This is a genomic window from Corallococcus sp. AB018, assembly GCF_003986945.1.
Classification (GTDB): Bacteria; Myxococcota; Myxococcia; order Myxococcales; family Myxococcaceae; genus Corallococcus; species Corallococcus exiguus.
In genome coordinates, this window is sequence record NZ_RAWR01000236.1 from 1 (window position 1) to 16,021 (window position 16,021).

General features: G+C 70.8%; 17 protein-coding genes. 7 read left to right on the forward strand and 10 right to left on the reverse strand.

From position 1 onward, the window contains the following. Window positions 1–175: 175 nt before the first annotated feature. Window positions 176–1,546 (forward strand): TAXI family TRAP transporter solute-binding subunit, encoded by a 1,371-nt coding sequence (locus D7Y11_RS35650; RefSeq protein WP_121776912.1) that lies wholly within the window; start codon window positions 176–178, stop codon window positions 1,544–1,546. A gap of 51 nt (window positions 1,547–1,597) precedes the next feature. Here D7Y11_RS35650 and D7Y11_RS35655 read toward each other — a convergent pair whose 3' ends face one another. Then, window positions 1,598–1,936: a TerB family tellurite resistance protein gene (locus D7Y11_RS35655; RefSeq protein ID WP_169822413.1), complete on the reverse strand. Its 339-nt coding sequence runs from the start codon at window positions 1,934–1,936 to the stop codon at window positions 1,598–1,600. 185 nt (window positions 1,937–2,121) lie between these two features. Here D7Y11_RS35655 and D7Y11_RS35660 point away from each other — a divergent pair, with 185 nt between their 5' ends. Then, a complete protein-coding gene (locus tag D7Y11_RS35660) occupies window positions 2,122–3,192 on the forward strand; it encodes a helix-turn-helix transcriptional regulator (protein ID WP_121755494.1) in 1,071 nt (356 codons plus the stop codon). A gap of 36 nt (window positions 3,193–3,228) precedes the next feature. On the opposite strand, the gene D7Y11_RS35665 is transcribed toward D7Y11_RS35660, so the two are convergent. After that, complete coding sequence (locus D7Y11_RS35665; protein WP_126935911.1) at window positions 3,229–4,110, reverse strand: alpha/beta hydrolase; 882 nt, start codon at window positions 4,108–4,110, stop codon at window positions 3,229–3,231. 2 nt (window positions 4,111–4,112) lie between these two features. Continuing rightward, on the reverse strand, window positions 4,113–5,075 hold the full coding sequence (locus D7Y11_RS35670) for a TIGR01777 family oxidoreductase (protein ID WP_126935912.1): 963 nt from the start codon (window positions 5,073–5,075) through the stop codon (window positions 4,113–4,115). Between the two features lie 278 nt (window positions 5,076–5,353). Here D7Y11_RS35670 and D7Y11_RS35675 point away from each other — a divergent pair, with 278 nt between their 5' ends. Together D7Y11_RS35675 and D7Y11_RS35680 are read left to right on the forward strand one after the other, a co-directional pair. Further along, window positions 5,354–6,181 (forward strand): endonuclease I family protein, encoded by an 828-nt coding sequence (locus D7Y11_RS35675; protein ID WP_120579271.1) that lies wholly within the window; start codon window positions 5,354–5,356, stop codon window positions 6,179–6,181. Window positions 6,182–6,191: 10 nt separating this feature from the next. Continuing rightward, complete coding sequence (locus D7Y11_RS35680) at window positions 6,192–6,842, forward strand: hypothetical protein (protein ID WP_120579272.1); 651 nt, start codon at window positions 6,192–6,194, stop codon at window positions 6,840–6,842. Between the two features lie 6 nt (window positions 6,843–6,848). Here the strand turns inward: D7Y11_RS35680 and D7Y11_RS35685 are convergent, their stop codons facing one another. From D7Y11_RS35685 to D7Y11_RS35710, 6 genes are all read right to left on the reverse strand, one after another. Next, window positions 6,849–7,340, reverse strand: a complete 492-nt coding sequence (locus tag D7Y11_RS35685; RefSeq protein WP_233605230.1) for a hypothetical protein — start codon at window positions 7,338–7,340, stop codon at window positions 6,849–6,851. Between the two features lie 116 nt (window positions 7,341–7,456). Then, window positions 7,457–8,485: a hypothetical protein gene (locus D7Y11_RS35690; protein WP_121755498.1), complete on the reverse strand. Its 1,029-nt coding sequence runs from the start codon at window positions 8,483–8,485 to the stop codon at window positions 7,457–7,459. Window positions 8,486–8,491: 6 nt separating this feature from the next. Next, window positions 8,492–8,923: a DUF2089 domain-containing protein gene (locus tag D7Y11_RS35695; protein WP_126935913.1), complete on the reverse strand. Its 432-nt coding sequence runs from the start codon at window positions 8,921–8,923 to the stop codon at window positions 8,492–8,494. Window positions 8,924–8,969: 46 nt separating this feature from the next. Beyond that, window positions 8,970–9,710, reverse strand: a complete 741-nt coding sequence (locus D7Y11_RS35700) for a YqjF family protein (RefSeq protein ID WP_120579275.1) — start codon at window positions 9,708–9,710, stop codon at window positions 8,970–8,972. 84 nt (window positions 9,711–9,794) lie between these two features. Continuing rightward, on the reverse strand, window positions 9,795–10,943 hold the full coding sequence (locus D7Y11_RS35705; protein ID WP_306770481.1) for an acyltransferase: 1,149 nt from the start codon (window positions 10,941–10,943) through the stop codon (window positions 9,795–9,797). A 245-nt stretch (window positions 10,944–11,188) separates the two neighbouring features. Further along, window positions 11,189–11,809: an outer membrane beta-barrel protein gene (locus tag D7Y11_RS35710; protein ID WP_120579277.1), complete on the reverse strand. Its 621-nt coding sequence runs from the start codon at window positions 11,807–11,809 to the stop codon at window positions 11,189–11,191. Window positions 11,810–12,059: 250 nt separating this feature from the next. Here D7Y11_RS35710 and D7Y11_RS35715 point away from each other — a divergent pair, with 250 nt between their 5' ends. After that, on the forward strand, window positions 12,060–13,391 hold the full coding sequence (locus tag D7Y11_RS35715; RefSeq protein WP_120579278.1) for an amidohydrolase: 1,332 nt from the start codon (window positions 12,060–12,062) through the stop codon (window positions 13,389–13,391). A 112-nt stretch (window positions 13,392–13,503) separates the two neighbouring features. After that, window positions 13,504–13,989: a hypothetical protein gene (locus D7Y11_RS35720; protein WP_126935915.1), complete on the forward strand. Its 486-nt coding sequence runs from the start codon at window positions 13,504–13,506 to the stop codon at window positions 13,987–13,989. Between the two features lie 12 nt (window positions 13,990–14,001). Here the strand turns inward: D7Y11_RS35720 and D7Y11_RS35725 are convergent, their stop codons facing one another. Then, window positions 14,002–14,460, reverse strand: a complete 459-nt coding sequence (locus tag D7Y11_RS35725) for a YaiI/YqxD family protein (RefSeq protein WP_014394487.1) — start codon at window positions 14,458–14,460, stop codon at window positions 14,002–14,004. 233 nt (window positions 14,461–14,693) lie between these two features. Here D7Y11_RS35725 and D7Y11_RS35730 point away from each other — a divergent pair, with 233 nt between their 5' ends. Then, a complete protein-coding gene (locus D7Y11_RS35730; protein WP_126935916.1) occupies window positions 14,694–15,830 on the forward strand; it encodes an NAD(P)/FAD-dependent oxidoreductase in 1,137 nt (378 codons plus the stop codon). Window positions 15,831–16,021: the final 191 nt, after the last annotated feature.

A 16,021-nucleotide genomic window follows, 5' to 3' on the forward strand; every position in this document is an offset into this window, starting at 1 on the left:
TCACCCACCCGCCACGCCAACCCATGCCACACCCCTTCAATAAGGCCTGGGAGGGAGGGTGTGTCGCGCAAGGGGTTGCGCCAAGTGCCCCCGGGTCGTGACGTGCTCGCTTGCCTGGACCGACGCGGTGTACGGCGGGGCCACGCACGGCGCGGTCGGTATACTGCGCGGCCTCATGAAGACGGACACGTTGAAGGCGCAGCTCAAGCGCACGTTGCGGCGCGACCTGTGGATCGCCGTCGCTCCCGCGACGCTGCTCATCGCGGTGGCGTTCGCGGTGACGTTCTATTTCGTCAAGCCCGCGCCGCCCAAGACCCTGGTGATGGCGTTGGCGCCGGAAGAGGGCGGCTTCAACTACATGGCGAAGCGCTACCAGAAGTTCCTCGCGCAGCACGGGGTGACGCTGGAGCTGCGCAACACGAAGGGCTCCGTGGGCAGCGTGGCGCTGCTCAGCGCGGAGGACAGCGGGGTGGACATCGCCTTCGCGCAGAGCGGCACCACCGGTGGCAAGGGCCAGGAGGTGCCGGAGCACGTGGCGTCGCTGGGGAGCCTCTCCTACGTGCCGCTGTGGGTCTTCTACCGGGGCGAGCCCGTGGACGACGTGCGCGGCCTCGCTGGCAAGCGCATCGCGGTGGGGCCCGAGGAGAGCGGCACGCGCGCGCTGGCGATGACGCTGCTCCAGGCGAACAAGGTGGACACGGCGCCCACGGAGTTGCTGCCGTTGGACCGGGACGCGGCCATCGACGCGCTGACGCAGGGCAAGGTGGACGCGGTGTTCCTGGTCTCCATGGCGGAGTCGCCGCGCATCCAGAAGCTGGCCGCGGTGAAGGACGTGCGCCTCTTGAGCTTCAATCGCGCGGAGGCGTACACGCGCCGCTATCCGTACCTGTCACGCCACGTGCTGCCTCGGGGCGTGTTCGACTTCGCCAAGGACGTGCCGGACCAGGACGTGGTGCTGCTCTCTCCCAATGCGCTGCTGCTGGCGAAGGACACGCTGCACCCGGCGCTCGCATACTTGCTGATGCGCGCGGCCAGTGAGATCCACGGCTCGGCGGGCATCCTGGACAAGACGAACGAGTTCCCCGCGCCGCTCGCGGCGGGCTTCGCGCTGAGCAGCGAGGCGAAGCGCTACTACGCGTCGGGCGTTCCGCTGCTGCAGCGCTACCTGCCCTTCTGGGCGGCGAACCTGGTGGACCGGCTGTGGGTGATGCTGGTGCCCATCATCGCGGTGGTGGTGCCGCTGGGGCGGGCGGTGCCCGCGATGTTCCTGTGGCGGGTTCGCTCGCGCATCCACAGGTGGTACGCGCGGCTGAAGGAGATTGAAATCCAGCTGGAGGAGGACCCGGATCAGGAGATGCTCCAGGCCATGCTCAAGCGGCTGGAGGAAGCCGAGCGCGAGGTGAACCGCATCGCGGTGCCCATCGCCTACGCGGAGAACCTGTACTTCTTCCGCGAGCACGTGGACGTCGTGCGCCGCCGGCTCACCCGCAGACTCGCGGGCGCGCCCGAGCACAAGGACGGGCACCCATTGCAGATGCCGGCGTGACGTGAAGAGCGGTGCGTGGCGGCCCGGGCCTGGGGCCGCCCGTGAGAGGCTTCAGGGAGCGATGCCGAGCAGCTCGCGGATCTGCCGGGCCATGGCGATCTCCGACTCGTGCACGTGGCCGTCGCCGGCGATGAGCGTGTGGACGGCGTCGAGGACGGCCCTGGGGTCCTCGCGCAAGATGCCCAGGTTCGGCGGCGGGAGCGGATGGCCCTCCTGGAGGCAGCGGGTGAGGGTGCTGAGCTCCGTCAGCGGCACGCTGAAGCCGCGCGCGGTGTCGATGATGGAATCAATCTCCTCGCGGGTGACGCGGTCGTCGCTGGTGGCCACCTGGAGCAGGAGCTTGATGACCTCGATATGGAACTGGGCTTCAGGGGGCAGCGGGGCGGCCATGTGGGTTGCATCCTCCAAGGATGTCCAGGCTGACCTGCCAGGGGGGGAGCCGTCCAGCCCGGCGTCGCCGCCCCGTCAGCGAGCGGAAAGGCGCTTCCGACAGGCCTGTCATACCTCTTTGGAGGGATGGGCCCTGTTTCAGCCCTCGTAATACTTGATGGGTATTGCAAACGGGGGTTGTACCCATGGGCAAGGCGCGGAAGTTCCTGTCGCATGAGCAGGCGTTGGTCGCGGAGCTGAAGGAAGCGCTGGGCAACGCCCGGACGCTGGAGGATGTCTACGAGGCCCTCTCCCGGGCGCTCCTCTCGCTCTGTGAGGCGGACCACCTGGCGGTGGGTTGCGCGAATCCGGATGGGACCGCGGGGGTGCAGTGGAAGACGGACACCGTCCACCCCCTCCTCAAGGATTACGCGGAATGGGTGCAGGAGGACTTCGTCTTCCGCGCCACGGTGGCGCAGCCCAACCTGGTGCTCAGCGACGTCCAGATGCTGCGGGGGCAGCCGCTGGTGGAGACGGAGACCTTCCGGCGCAGCCAGGGCGCGGGGCTGAAGCTCAAGCGCGTGCTGGCGTCACTCCTCTTCACGGAGCAGGACCTGAAGGGCGGCGTCGCGATGTACCGGGAATCCTCCCGGCCCTTCACGCTCCGGGCGCAGTGGTTCCTGCAGCAGATCATCCCGTACATCTCCCGGGCGGTGGCGCGGCTCCAGGAGCTCTACGCCGTCCGCTTCGAGCGGGACCTGCTGAAGGCCATCGCGATGGGAGCGAACCCGGTGCTGGTGCTCAACAGCCTGGGGCGGAAGGTGGCGGACACGGGGCCGGCCATTCCGCTGCTGGAGCAGTGGTTCGCGCCCCACGAGCTCAGCGACGGGGTTCCCCGCGCCTGGGCGGAGCGGGTGAGGGCGCTGTCCCGCTTCGATGTCGCGGTGGATCCACGGCTGGAGTCCCTCACGCTGGAGCGCGGCGCGGACCGGCTGGACGTGACGTTCAGTCCCTCCGCCGTCAGCTGGGGGGGCCGCAACCTGTGGCAGGTGCGCATGCACGAGCGGGTCCACTGGCTGCGTCCGGACTGGAAGGAGAAGCTCACCGCCCAGGAGTCACGCGTGGCGGACTGTCTTCACGAGGGGCTGGCGAACAAGGAGATCTCCTCCCGGTTGGGGTGCTCCGTGGAGACGGTGAAGGTCCACATCAAGTCGCTGTTCGAGAAGACCGGCATCCACAGCCGCGGGGAGTTCGTCGCCAAGGGCCGCCGAGAGTGAGACGGCCGGTTGGACCTCGTCACCCGGGGACAGCACTCAGAGGGCGCGGGCGAAGAAGTCGCGCAGGTGGCGGGCGTAGCCTTCGGGGTCCTTCCGGGCGTACTCGCCGTGGGCTGCTTGGGGTACCAGCCACTGCTCGCGGGGCTCGCAGGCGGCGCGGTAGAGGCGGCCGTCCAGCTTCTGGGGACCGTCCGGGTCGCTGCCGCCGTTGATGAGCAGCAGCGGCCGGCCTTCCAGGCGGCACATGCCGTCCACGGGCCGCACGGCGTCCACGTCGATGCCGGAACGGCGCAGCCCCCACAGCACCGCCCAGGTGCTCAGGCCGTAGTGGGAGCCCATGTCCCCCGCCAGGTCCGGGAACGCTCCCACCGCCGCCACCGCCTTCACCCGCGCGTCCTCCTGCGCCACCAGCAGGGCCGCCGTCCCGCCCATGGAAAATCCAAACAGGCCCACGCGCCCCGGGGTGACGTCCGGCCGGGCCCGCACGAAGGCCAGGGCCGCGCGCACGTCCTCGCGCTCGCCGTCGCCCCAGCCAATCGCGTCGCCTTCGCTTTCGCCCTGGCCGTGCAGGTCGAAGAGCAGGACGCCGTGCCCCGCCTCCGACAGCACCCGGGCTTCGAAGAGGAGCCGCGTGCGGTTGTCAGCGAAGCCATGCACCAGCACCACCGCCGTCCCGTCGCGCGATGGGACGTACCACCCCTGGAGCTTCCGCCCCGCGGCCTCGAAGGACACGTCCTCCAGGCCCGGCAGCGCGTCCGGGCCGGAGGGCCGCGTCACCGGGACGCGCGCCGGGTGCAACAGCGCCTGGGCCGTGCGAAGGCCTCGCGCCGCCGTGAAGCCGCCCGTACCCAGCGCGCCCAGGGCGAGCCCCAGCGCGGCGATGCGACCCCAGCGGACGCGGTACTGCTTCGTGGACACGGTCAGCTCCGGACGGGCCCGCTCCCGGCGCGCCAGCGCTCGACGAGGTTCGTCACGGCGGTCCCCCAGTCGGGATATTCGAAGGTGAATCCCGCGTCCAGCAGCCGGCCAGGCACCACGCGACGGCTCTTGAGCAGCAGCTCCGTGTCCGTGCGCATGAAGAACGCGCCCACCTCCAGCATCCACTTCGCCGCCGGCAGCCCCACGCTCACGTGCGCCGCCTCGCGCAGCTTCGCCATCAGCTCGCGCTGGGGCAGGGGATTCGGCGCGGCCAGGTTCACCGGCCCGTCCAGGTCGTCGCGCTCCAGCAGCAGCTGCACCGCGCGCACGAAGTCCTGGCCGTGGATCCACGACACGTATTGCCGCCCACTGCCCGCGGGGCCACCCAGCCCCCGGCGCGTCAGGCCCAGGAGCACGTCGAAGATGCCCTCCTTGTCCGGGCTCATCACCATCGCGGTGCGCAGCGCCACCTTGCGCGTGTGGGGCGTGTTGGCTTCCGCCAGCGTGCGCTCCCACGCCAGCGCGATGTCGATGCTGCGCTTCCAGTACGCGGGCACCCCCGGCTCGTTCCCGCCAATGAGCCCGGTGGCCTCGTCGTTGGGCGCGTCCATCCGGTGCGCGTACAGCGTCGCGGTGCTCATCTGCAGCCACACGCGCGGCGGCTTCGCGGCCTGCTGGATGGCCTGGCCCACCACCCGCGTGGAATCCACCCGCGAGTCCATCATCTGGCGCAGGTTCTCCTCCGTGTAGCGGCAGTTCACGCTGCGTCCCGCCAGGTTGATGACCGCGTCGGCGCCATCCACCTCCTTCGCCCAATCACCCAGGGTGCGTCCATCCCAGGACACCGTGCGCGCCTCGCCTCGGCCTCCCCGGCTGATGAGGACGACGTCATCCCCTCGCGCGGTGAACGCCCGCGCCAGCAGGGCGCCCACCTGTCCCGTGCCACCCGGAATCACGACCTTCATGGACGAAACCCCCTCATGGATTGCGACACCCGGAGGCATAGCGCGCACCCCGTCCGGGCCGCCCGGCTCCCGGAAACGGGCCCCCGGGCCGTCCTGGTGCCGTCGATGAGCCCCGCTTTTGCCCGGCTCCGGAGCCCGGCGGTGGGGCATTTCCCGGGATGTCCCGGGTCGGGCGGAAGAAACCCACTGGCTCGGAGGGAAAATGCGATGCGTCACGCAACTGGGGGCACGTCCGGACGAAAATGGGTCATCCCCCACCTCGAATCTTGAGGGCCGTCATGATCATCCCGTCCCGCCCGCTCTCCGCGACCCGCCCCTCGACGAACTCCGCGTCGGCCACGACCTCCACGGCCCGTATCATCCCGAAGGCGTTCTCTTCGGTCTCCACGTTCGAGGCCGGCGCGTCGGCGAAGAAGGCCCCGACGACGCCCACGACGCCGGTTCCCTCGCCGCAGGTGCCGGTGGAGGACGTGCCGCCCAAGTCGGATCCGCGCTACGACGGGCTGAAGGACCAGGCGCTGATCAACGCCCTGCACGACGCGGTCAGCAAGCACAAGGACCTGGGCTACAACCAGGCCCGGAAGATCATCTTCACCACGCTCGACAACCACGACGGCAAGGTGAAGTGCGTCTACACGGGCAAGGAAGTGGCGACGAACAAGATCCCCAACAGCAACGTGATGAACACCGAGCACACCTGGCCCCAGTCCAAGGGCGCCACGGGCGCGGCGAAGGCGGATCTGCACCACCTGTTCCCCACCGACAGCAAGGCCAACTCCATCCGGGGAAACTGGCCCTTCGGCACGGTGAAGAACGTGAAGTGGGAGGAGAACGGCGCCAAGTTCGGCACCGACGAGAAGGGCCGCACCGTCTTCGAGCCGCCCGACGAGCACAAGGGCAACGTGGCGCGCGCGCTGTTCTACTTCTCCACCGTCTACAACAAGCACATCCCCGCGGACGACGAGGCCGTGCTCAAGCAGTGGAACACGCTGGACAAGGTGGACGCGGCGGAAGTCGCGCGCAACGACGCCATCGAGACCTACCAGCAGAACCGCAACCCCTTCGTGGACGACGCGTCGCTGGCCGACCGCATCGCGGACTTCTAGAGTCCGGGGCATGTCCCGTCCCCTCGCGCCCCTGTGGGCGCTCGTCCCTGGCCGCACCGGTGTCCCCCTGCTGAAGGTGGGGGGCACGCCCGAGGCGCCGGGATCCCTGGAGTGGCCCGCCTGCGCGATGTGCGGCGGGCCCCAGCGCTTCCTCTTCCAGTTGCCGCACGTCGAAGGACGGCTGGACCTGGCGCCGCACGCGTCGGTCCACGTCTTCCAGTGCGAGAACCCCGACACCGTCTGCTTCCGTTGGGACCCGGAGGAGGGGGCCAACGCGGCCGTGCCGGTGAATGCGGGCGCGCCGTCCGTGAGCGCGCCGCCGGGGCCGGTGAAGCCGTACGCGGAGTGGACGCTCGGCTTCGAGCCCGCCACCGAGGACACCGAGGCCCTGTCGGTGGACGTCAACGAGGCCACCGAGGAGCAGCTCCTGGCGCTGGACCGCGCGCAGGCGGAGGCGCCGGAGAGCAAGGTGGGCGGCGTGCCCGGGTGGCTCAACGGCGAGGCCACGCCGGAGTGCTGTGACGCGCCCATGCGCTTCGTCGCGCAGCTGGCCGCGATGCCGTTCGGCCTGGACTTCGGCGACAACGGCCGGGGCTACCTCTTCCGCTGCACGCGCGAGGACTGCGTGCGTCCGTTCCGCTTCCTCACCCAGGGCGCCTGAGTGGCTTCAGGGCGTGGTCAGGTCCTTCAGCCGCTTCGCCATCATCGTGGTGGAGTCCTCCAGCCACTGGATGCACTGCTCGGGGTTCACGAAGATGCCCTGAGCCACGGAGTCGAGGAACACCGGTGGCACCCAGGCGATGAGGTAGTCCGCCGACTGGGTGTCGGACTCGGGGTCCTCGCGGAACATGCCGACCCAGGTGTCCCAGGGCGGCACGTTGTGCTCGTCGAAGAATCCCCGGGTCACCTGGTCGGACACGCCGTCGGAAAGGGTGTCATCCGGGAAGAACACGAGCAGCCGACCTCCCTGAAGACGTTCCCTTCCGCTCAGCGGCGGGCTGCCACGCAGGGCGTGGTGCCGGCTGCTGATGATCCGATCCATCAGATTGAAGCGATCCGGATCCACCATCACCCGAGGCTGGAAGGCAGGCGTGCGCAGGCAGGTGGCTGGCGCGTCCAACGTCGCCCGGGGCGCGCACCAGCGGATCGTCTCATCCATCGCCGCAAGGAGGGAGTCCCAGCCCCACCTGCCGTCGGGCACCTCGTACAGCAGTCGTGAAGGGCCCGGCGCACGCGGAATGGAAGAGTTGGGGATGGGCGCGTGCGGGATGATCCTCACCGCTGCATCGCCTTGAGCAGCTTCTGGGCGTCCTCCGCGCTGAGCTTGCCGGCCTCCACCAGGTCCAGCACGCGGCGCATCTCCTCATCGGGGATGCCCTGGGACTGGGGCGGAGGGGGCGGTGCGGGCGGCCGAGGCCGGTGGTGCTGGGACCCCTGGCCCGCCCAGGGCGGCGCGCCCCACGAGTTCGCCCAGGCGTGGGCCCACTGGTTCGCGTGGCGCTCGGCGCGGCGCTGCCAGCGCTCCGCCTGCCGCTGCCAGCGCATGGAGTCCTCCTCCCAGGCTTCCGCGTCCTCGCCGCGCGAACGGCCCGACTCGCGGATGCGCACCGAGCCCAGCTCCGTCTCCAGCAGGATCGTCGTCGCCGCCTGGGGGTTGGACGGGTAGCGCGTCTGCGCCGAGCCCAGCGATGTATGGGCCGAGATGTTCACATCCAGCCCGGGCACCAGGCGCAGCTCCACCGCGCCCACCTGCGTCCCGATGCGGTGCTCGCCCACGTCCAGCGCGTCCACGTCCAGCTTCACCGCGCCCGCGGCGGCGTGGACGTGGAGGGTGCCGCCCACGCGCTCGCCGATGATGCGGCCCGCGCCCGTGCGCAGGGTCAGCTTGCCGTGCACGTCGCGCAGGCTCGCCGTGCCCGCGTCGGTGTTCAGCTCCAGCTCGCAGTCCTTCAGTCCGGAGATGCGCACCGCGCCCGCGTCCAGCAGGAGCTTCGCGCGCACGTCGGGCGGCACGAACAGCTCCGCCTGTCCGCCGTGGCGCCAGAACAGTGACAGGAAGCCCGCCTCGCGCGGCAGCAGCTCCACCTTCGTCACCCGGCCGTGCTCCTGGATGCGCGTCTCCACCCGGCCGTGCGTCACCAGGTAGGGCTTCTCTCCCTCCGGCAGCGGCGACACGACGAGCGTGGCGGCGGGCGCGTGCAGCACCAGCTCCGCGTGCTGTCCCCACGGAATCGCGTGGCGCTGGGTGCCGTCGCGCGAGGAGGACGAGGCGTCGGAGGACGGCGTGGCTTCAGGGTCCATCATGGGTGGTTACTCCCGTGCCTTCTTGAGACGTTGAGCGGCCTCGTCCGCGTCGATGAGCCCGGCCGCGAGGTCATCGAGAATCTGCGCCCGGCGCGGAGCGCCGCGCTCCCGAGGCGGAGGTGGCGGAGGAGGAGGCGCGGGAGGCGGCGGGCCTCCGGGCGCCTGGCCCAGGGCCTCCACCACGTCGTCCAGCCGCGCCACCACCGTCGGATAGGAGAGGCCCAGCGCCTGCTCCACGTCCTTGATCTTCCCCCGGCACGCGATGAACACGCGCACGAACGCGAGCTGCTCCGGCGACAGCTGCTGCACCCAGCCCGTCGTGAAGCGCCCCTCCACCGCGGACGCGCACCCGTCGCAGCGAACCCGTTCGATGACGGTGCCGCCTCCACAGACGGGGCAGCGGGTGGGCACGGGCCAGGTGGACTTGGAGGTTGTCATGGTTGGTTATTCAGAAAATCAATTTCGAGATTAAGAATATTGATTTCTACGGCGCTGGCAAGGGCTGGAGTTCATTTCCAGGAAAGACGGACACTTCCGAGCCGGTGGCCACGAAGGCGGAGTGGGGCGTGCCCCGGAGGCATTCGGAGAAGGCGGGGCCGTAGAAGCGGGCCACGTCGCAGTCGAAGGAGGTCTCCTGGGCGCGCCAGACGCTCCATCGGGGATGTTCCACGCGGTACTCGGCGCAGCCGCCGTCGCGCTGGGCGGTGTAGCCCCAGTAGTGCTCGGTGATGAACTCCTCCTGGGAGCCGGGGGCGCTCTCGGACGGCGTGCCGAGCGTCCGGGCCGACAGCTGGTGCCAGCGGCCGTGGGACTTCCAGGCGTACTCGACGTGGCCGGGCGCGCCGGTGTCCGCGCCGTCCATGTTCACGGCGTGGCGCATGGGGTGCGCGACGTAGGGCTCGTTGTAGAGGACTCGCGCCACGGTGGCGATGGCGAGCCGGGGCACGATTTCGCGCACGAACACCACGCCGCGCCGCCAGCCTTCGGGGCCCAGGCGGCGCACGTAGAAGCGCAGGTTCACCTCATCGAAGTCCCGGTGGAACGGCACCACGAGTCCCCGCACGCGCGTGTCGAGGAAGCGGAAGCCGACCATGCTCGCGAACGTGCGGCCCTGCCACGCGTCGAGCTCCGTGCCACGGGGGACGAGGGGCCGCAGCACCGCCGGGTCCACCTCGTAGTTGAGCATCAGCAGGTACCGCCACGTCGCCGTCAGGAAGGGGCGCATGCGCGAGGTCTAGCGCGCACGCGACGCCCGGGCCCAGGCCCGCCCCCTTGCGCGGCTTCTGTCGCGCAGAAGCGCGGGCCGCCTTCAGGGAACGGCGGGCCGCGCCTGGGGCTTCCGGGAGGTGAGCCCCCGCTCCAGCCGCTCCCGCCACTTCAGCGCGGGCCGCTCCACGCCATGGTGCAGCGCGAGCGAGGCGAGCAGCACCGCCACGGCGCCGCCCAACACCGTGACGACGTGGAACGCGTCCATCCCATGGGGCGCCAGCGCGTCCCGCACGCCGTGCTGCACGGCCTTGTGCGTGAGGTAGACGGTGAAGCTCAGGACCGCGAAGGTCTTCACGCCCGGGATGCGGGCGCAGACGCGCGAGGCCGCGGGGCCCGCCAGCGCCAGCACCAGCGCCGCGAAGCCCAGCGCGGCCAGGGGGAACGACAGCAGGACATAGGGGAGGTAGCGGAAGTGCTCCTCGTTGATGAAGAGGACGCCGCCCAGACACGCGAGTCCCACGACGGCCATCCCCCGCGCGCGGGCGCCGCGAGTCCAGCGCTCCCAGGCCTGTGGCCGGAAGACGCGCAAGGCCGCGAGCAGCACGCCGCACGTCAACCCGTCGAGCCGCGCGTACGTCGGGTAGTAGAGCAGCATGTCGAAGTCGCGCCACCCCGGATCAGCGGGCCCGAGCGCGGAGAAGTGGTGCAGCCACAGCCCGCCGCGCAGGAGCATGCCTCCGCCCATCACGGCCACCGCGAGCGCGATGAGCGACGGCGCGCGAAGGCGTCCACGCAGCGCGAGCACGGTGAGAGGCAGCACCAGGTAGAAGTGCTCCTCCACGCACAGGGACCACGCGTGGGAGAAGCCGTTGATGCGCAGGCCGAAATTCTGCGTGAAGGTGAGGAACCGCCACGCGGGCGTCACCAGGGGCCGCTCGCTCCAGGCTGGCACGAAGAGGTAGAGGCCCAGCACGACGAGGAAGGACGGAAGGATGCGCAGCGAGCGCCGCAGGTAGAAGCGCCGCAGTGACGGCGTCTCACCGCGCGACACCGGCTCCAGGAGCTGCGAGCCGATGAGGAAGCCGCTGAGCACGAAGAACAGCTCCACGCCCGTCCAGCCGAAGTTGGCGAACGCCTGGAAGGCCTCGTGACCCTGGGGGCGGGGGTAGTGGTAGACGACGACGACGAGGATGGCCAGGCCCCGGAGCAGGTCCAGGCCGGCCAGATGGCGCGGTTCGGTGGCGTTCAGCGGAGTCGGCTTTCAGCGGGGGGAGTGCACCCGATGCTAGCAAGCCGCGCCCCGGCCGCCAGTGACACGCCGCTCATCTCGTTCGGGACGCGCCGGCCACCCTGGGGTCAGGGCGTCTGGGAATCCAGGTCCTCCACCCTTGCTCGCAAGCGCGCCGGCACGCGTGCCAGGACCCGGAACTCCCGTGCGGAACGCTCGGAGTGCGCGTCCCGCGCCGTTCATCGCGGCCGTGCACCAGGCGTGCCTCAATAGCTGCCGCCAATCATCAGCAGGCCCGAGTAGCGGCCGTCCCCCGCGCCAATGTCCTGCGAGGGCGCGAAGTTTTGCCCGAAGAGGAAGCTGTAGCTGCCTCGCACCTCGGCGGTGAGCTGGGGGTTGATCTTGAAGCGCACGCCCGCGCCCACGGGTGCGTAGCCCCCGGTGTCGTCGAAGAACCGGAAGAAGCTGCCCTCGCGCACCGAGTAGCGCTCGACGCCGATGCCCCCGAGCACATAGGGCTGCAGCCGGGTGGGGGTGAAGCCAATCGTGAGCGCCGCCTGCGCTCCGTTTCGCACGAGGTCCGGCGTGCCGAAGAAGTCGGAGCTGTCCGCGACGGACAGGCTGCTCACGCCGCCGCTGTAGCCCAGCTCCAGGCCCACGTAGTCATTGGCGCGGTAGCCTACGACGACGCCATACGACGGCCCTGGATCCAGGTTGGGCGCGAGCTTGCCCGTGTAGCCCTCCACGCCCAATCCGAGGAGGAAGTAGGGGCCCTGCCAATCCACCCGTCCCATCCGCGTGGGCGCGTCCGACGGTGGGTCCTGGGCTCTGGCGGCGCCACCCGTCAGTCCTGCCAGGCAGAGCCCCAACGCGATGCTTCGCCTCATGACCGCTCCCTTCATGTGTCGTGTGCGCAGCCAGAAGGTGACCTTGGGGGGAGGGGCGAACAACGAACGGACAGGCGGTGCCTCGGAGGCCCACGGTCCCCCGGAGGGTGGGGGAGGCGGCGCACGAAGCCGTGCCCCCGCCTGCCTCCCCGCCCATCCTCTGTGATTCCCCGCGAGCGGCTTCCACCTTGAGCCGTACCCGGATGCCCTCGGTACCTCCTCCTCGCGTCCGGGACGGGAGCACACCGCCATGAATGACGCCGCCCACCCCCAGTCCGTCGTGGGGTCCACCCCTTCTGTCCTCCGGGCCCGCGCCCGGCGCGTCCTCGCGCATTGGGACGAAGTGCTGCCGGACGTGGACGCGCTCTATCGAGACCTGCACGAACACCCGGAGCTGTCCGGCCAGGAAGCGCGCACGGCCGCCCAGGTGGCGCGCCGGTTGGAGGCGGAGGGCTACGCGGTGAGCAGGGACGTGGGCGGCCACGGCGTGGTGGGCCTGCTGCGCAACGGCGACGGGCCCACGGTGCTCCTGCGCGGGGACATGGATGCGCTGCCCGTGGAGGAGAAGACGGGGCTGCCCTACGCGAGCCGCGTGCGGACGGAGGACGGCGAGCCGGTGATGCACGCGTGCGGCCATGACGTCCACACCGCGTGCCTGGTGGGCACGGCGGCGGTGCTGGCGCGCTCGCGCGATGCGTGGCGCGGCACGGTGATGGTGGTGGGGCAGCCGGCGGAGGAGACCTTCCAGGGCGCGAAGGCGATGCTGGATGACGGGCTCTACTCGCGCTTCGGCACGCCGGACGCGGTGCTGGGCCAGCACACGGCGCCGCTGCCGGTGGGCACCTTCATGCACCGCGAGGGCGTGACGATGATGGGCTCCGCGCACGTGCGCCTGCGCCTCTTCGGCCGGGGAGCGCATGGCGCGCTGCCGGAGCTGTCCGTGGACCCCGTGGTGCTGGGGGCCAGCGTGGTGATGCGCCTGCAGACCATCGTGTCGCGCGCGCTGTCGCCGCTGGAAGCCGCGGTGGTGACGGTAGGGGCCTTCCATGCGGGGACTCGCGCCAACGTGATTCCGGACGAAGCCCTGCTGGAGCTGACAGTGCGCACGGAGGATGCCGCGGTGCAGGAGCGGGTTCTCGCGGCCATCGAGCGCATCGCGAAGGGCGAGGCCGCGGCGTCGGGCGCGCCGAGGGCTCCCCAGGTGGAGGTCCTGAACCGCGGGCCGGTGAACCGCAACGACCCGGAGCTCATGCGCCGAGTCCGGGACGCGCACGCGGAATGGTTCGGGCGCGACGCACTGGTTCCGGGGGTGCTCGCCACCGCGAGCGAGGACTTCCCCTTCTTCGCCCAGGGGCCGGAACATCCCGTGCCCACCGCGTACTGGTTCATGGGCATCACGCCGCGAAAGGCCTGGGAGGAGGCACCGGGCGCGACGCCGCAGGAGAAGATGGCGCACGTGCCAGGGCCGCACTCCAGCGGTTATGCCCCGGACCGCGAGGGCTCGCTGCGCGGCGGCTGCGAGTCACTCACCGTGGCGGCGCTGGCCTGCCTGCACGCGGGCGATGCGTCCGTGAACCACTGAGAGCGGCCCCGGCCTGGAACGGGGTCGCTGGCCCGGCTGGCTCCCCGTCGCTTGCCCCCGCCGCGAGTGCCTCCAACTTGAGAGGCGGACGACACTTCTAAAGGACATCCCGATGAAGCTTCCGCTCATGGCCTCGATGACCGCGCTCCTGCTGGGCGGCTGTGCCACGCAGACCGCGTCCGTTGCACAGGAGTCCCCGTCCGAGGCATTCGCCAGCGACGAGATGTCCTGGGACTCGGAGGAGTCGCCTCGCACGCAGGAGATGCTGCGCGAGCATGACCTGAACTTCTACGGAACCGCGGGCGCCGAGGCCCAGGCCAACGCGGAAGCCACCGGAGGCACGGGCATCGAGAAGTCCTCGAAGCCGGAGGACTTCAAATGCGTGGACGCCAACGAGGTGGGCACGGGTGGCTCAGGCGGCATCGACATGCGCGGCGTGGACAACCTGGCCCCGGAAGTCGTGCCGTCACAGAACCCCGGCGCGCGGTTGGACATCATCCCGGAGGCCTGGAACCGCAACAAGGGCATCGGCACGAGCCCCGTGGCGCCGTCCACCGGCACGCCTCCCGCGGAGGGCAGCGGCGGCGCCGGCCATTAGGCTCTGTCCCCTTCAGCCCTGTTGCTTCACCAGCCGGGTCAGCTCGCGGTCCAGCGTGGCCGCGAACTGCTGGCGGTCCTGCGGTGAGAAGCCGCCGGGGCCGCCCGTGTTCACGCCGCTGTCGCGCAACTCCTGCATGAAGTTCCGCATCGACAGCCGCTCGTCGATGGTCTCCGGCGTGAAGAGCTCCCCTCGTGGATCCATCACCACGACGCCCTTGGGGACGAGCAGCGCGGCCAGCGGGATGTCCTGCGTGACGGCCAGGTCCCCGGCCTCCGCGGACGTGGCGATGTGCCGGTCCGCCACGTCCAGCCCCGCGCCCACCTGCACGGTGGACACGTACGCCAGCCGCGGCAGCGCCAGCGGCTTGTTCGCCACGAAGACGATGGGCACCTTCACGCGCTGCACGGCGCGCAGCAGGATGTCCCGCACGGGCCCCGGACACGCATCGGCATCGACCCAGATTTTCATGCGGACCATCCTCGCTGATTGTCCCGCCCGGGTCAGGCGCGTTGACGCGTCATCCCCCGGCTGACACGTCGCGGACGCACCCCCTGACGCGTCCGGTGGCCACCGCGCCTCGAGAACCCCACGGGCAGTCATCTGTCGCTTGCTGGTACGCCGGGTGCAGTGGGGCGGGCATGCCCCAATTCCTGGAGGTCGAGCGTCGGCCGCTGGCACACGCGGACGGGACGGCCTGAGCCTTGGACACCATCCGGTATGACGTCGCCGTGTTGGGCGGCGGTCCCGCGGGGGCGGCGCTGGCGCTGGCCTTGTGCAGGCATTCGGGCCTGCGCGTCGTCCTCTTCGAGCGCTCCACCTACGCGCAGCCCCGCCTGGGCGAGACACTGCCTCCGGACAGCCGGCGGTTGCTGGCGCGGTTGGGCGTCTGGGAGGCCTTCGCGCGCCAGGGCCACCTGCGCTCCATGGGTTCGTGCTCGCGCTGGGGAGACTCCGCGCTGGGCGACAATGATCACCTGCGCTCGCCTTGGGGCACGGGCTGGCACCTGGACCGCTCCCGGTTCGACCGGATGCTCGCGGACGAGGCGATGCGCTTCGGCGTCGACGTGCGCATCGGCTCGGCGGTGACGGACTGGACGCCCCTGGAGACCGGCGGCCACCGCCTCTTCGTTCCCACGGAGGGTGATGCGCCCCGCGACTTCGTGGACGCGCGCTTCGTCGTGGACGCCACGGGCCGGAGCGCCGTCTTCGCCACGTCGCAGGGGGCCCGGCGTCACACGGTGGACCGCACCTCCGGCCTGTGCGGCACATTCGCGCTCCAGCCCGGCCGCACCGTGGACGCGCTCACGCTGGTGGAGTCGTGCGAGGACGGCTGGTGGTACTCCGCGCGGATGCCCGGCGACCAGGTCGTCTTCGGGCTGATGGGCGACAAGGATTCGCTCCAGGGGTTGATGCCGGAGGACGCCGAGGCATGGCGTGCGCGGATGGAGCGCGCGCCCGAGACGCGCCGCCGCCTGGAGGCATGTGTCTTCACCGGCGAGCCCCTGCGCGCGGTGTCCGCGAACGTCGCCTGCCTGGACCGGCTGCACGGCGAGGACTGGCTCGCGGTGGGCGACGCCGCGTGCATGTTGGATCCGCTATCCTCGCAGGGCACGTCCCAGGCCCTGCGCACCGCGAATCAGGCCGCCGACGTGGTGAGCCGGTACCTCCGGGGTGACTCCGCCGCGCTGCGCCTCCACGAGGCGCGAACGCGGCACGAGTTCCAGGAGCACCTGCGCATCCGCGAGGGCTACTACCGCCTGGAGCGCCGCTGGCCCGGAGCGCCGTACTGGCGCAACCGCCAACAATCCTGCGCCCCCGTCCTTTCGTCGCCGCCCTGAGCCCCCTCCCCGTTGCAAGGTGAGGCTGAGTGACGTCAGTCCGCGCGCTCCGGGCGGGGATTCGCTAAGCCAACCGGAGTAATTCCGTTCAGGGGTACGCTGCGTTGGTAATGAGCAGCGTGCGCCGGAAGAGGCCCCAGCAGGGCGTGCGGCTAACTGCCGGGCAGCGGCGCCTCCTGACAGGGCTGCTC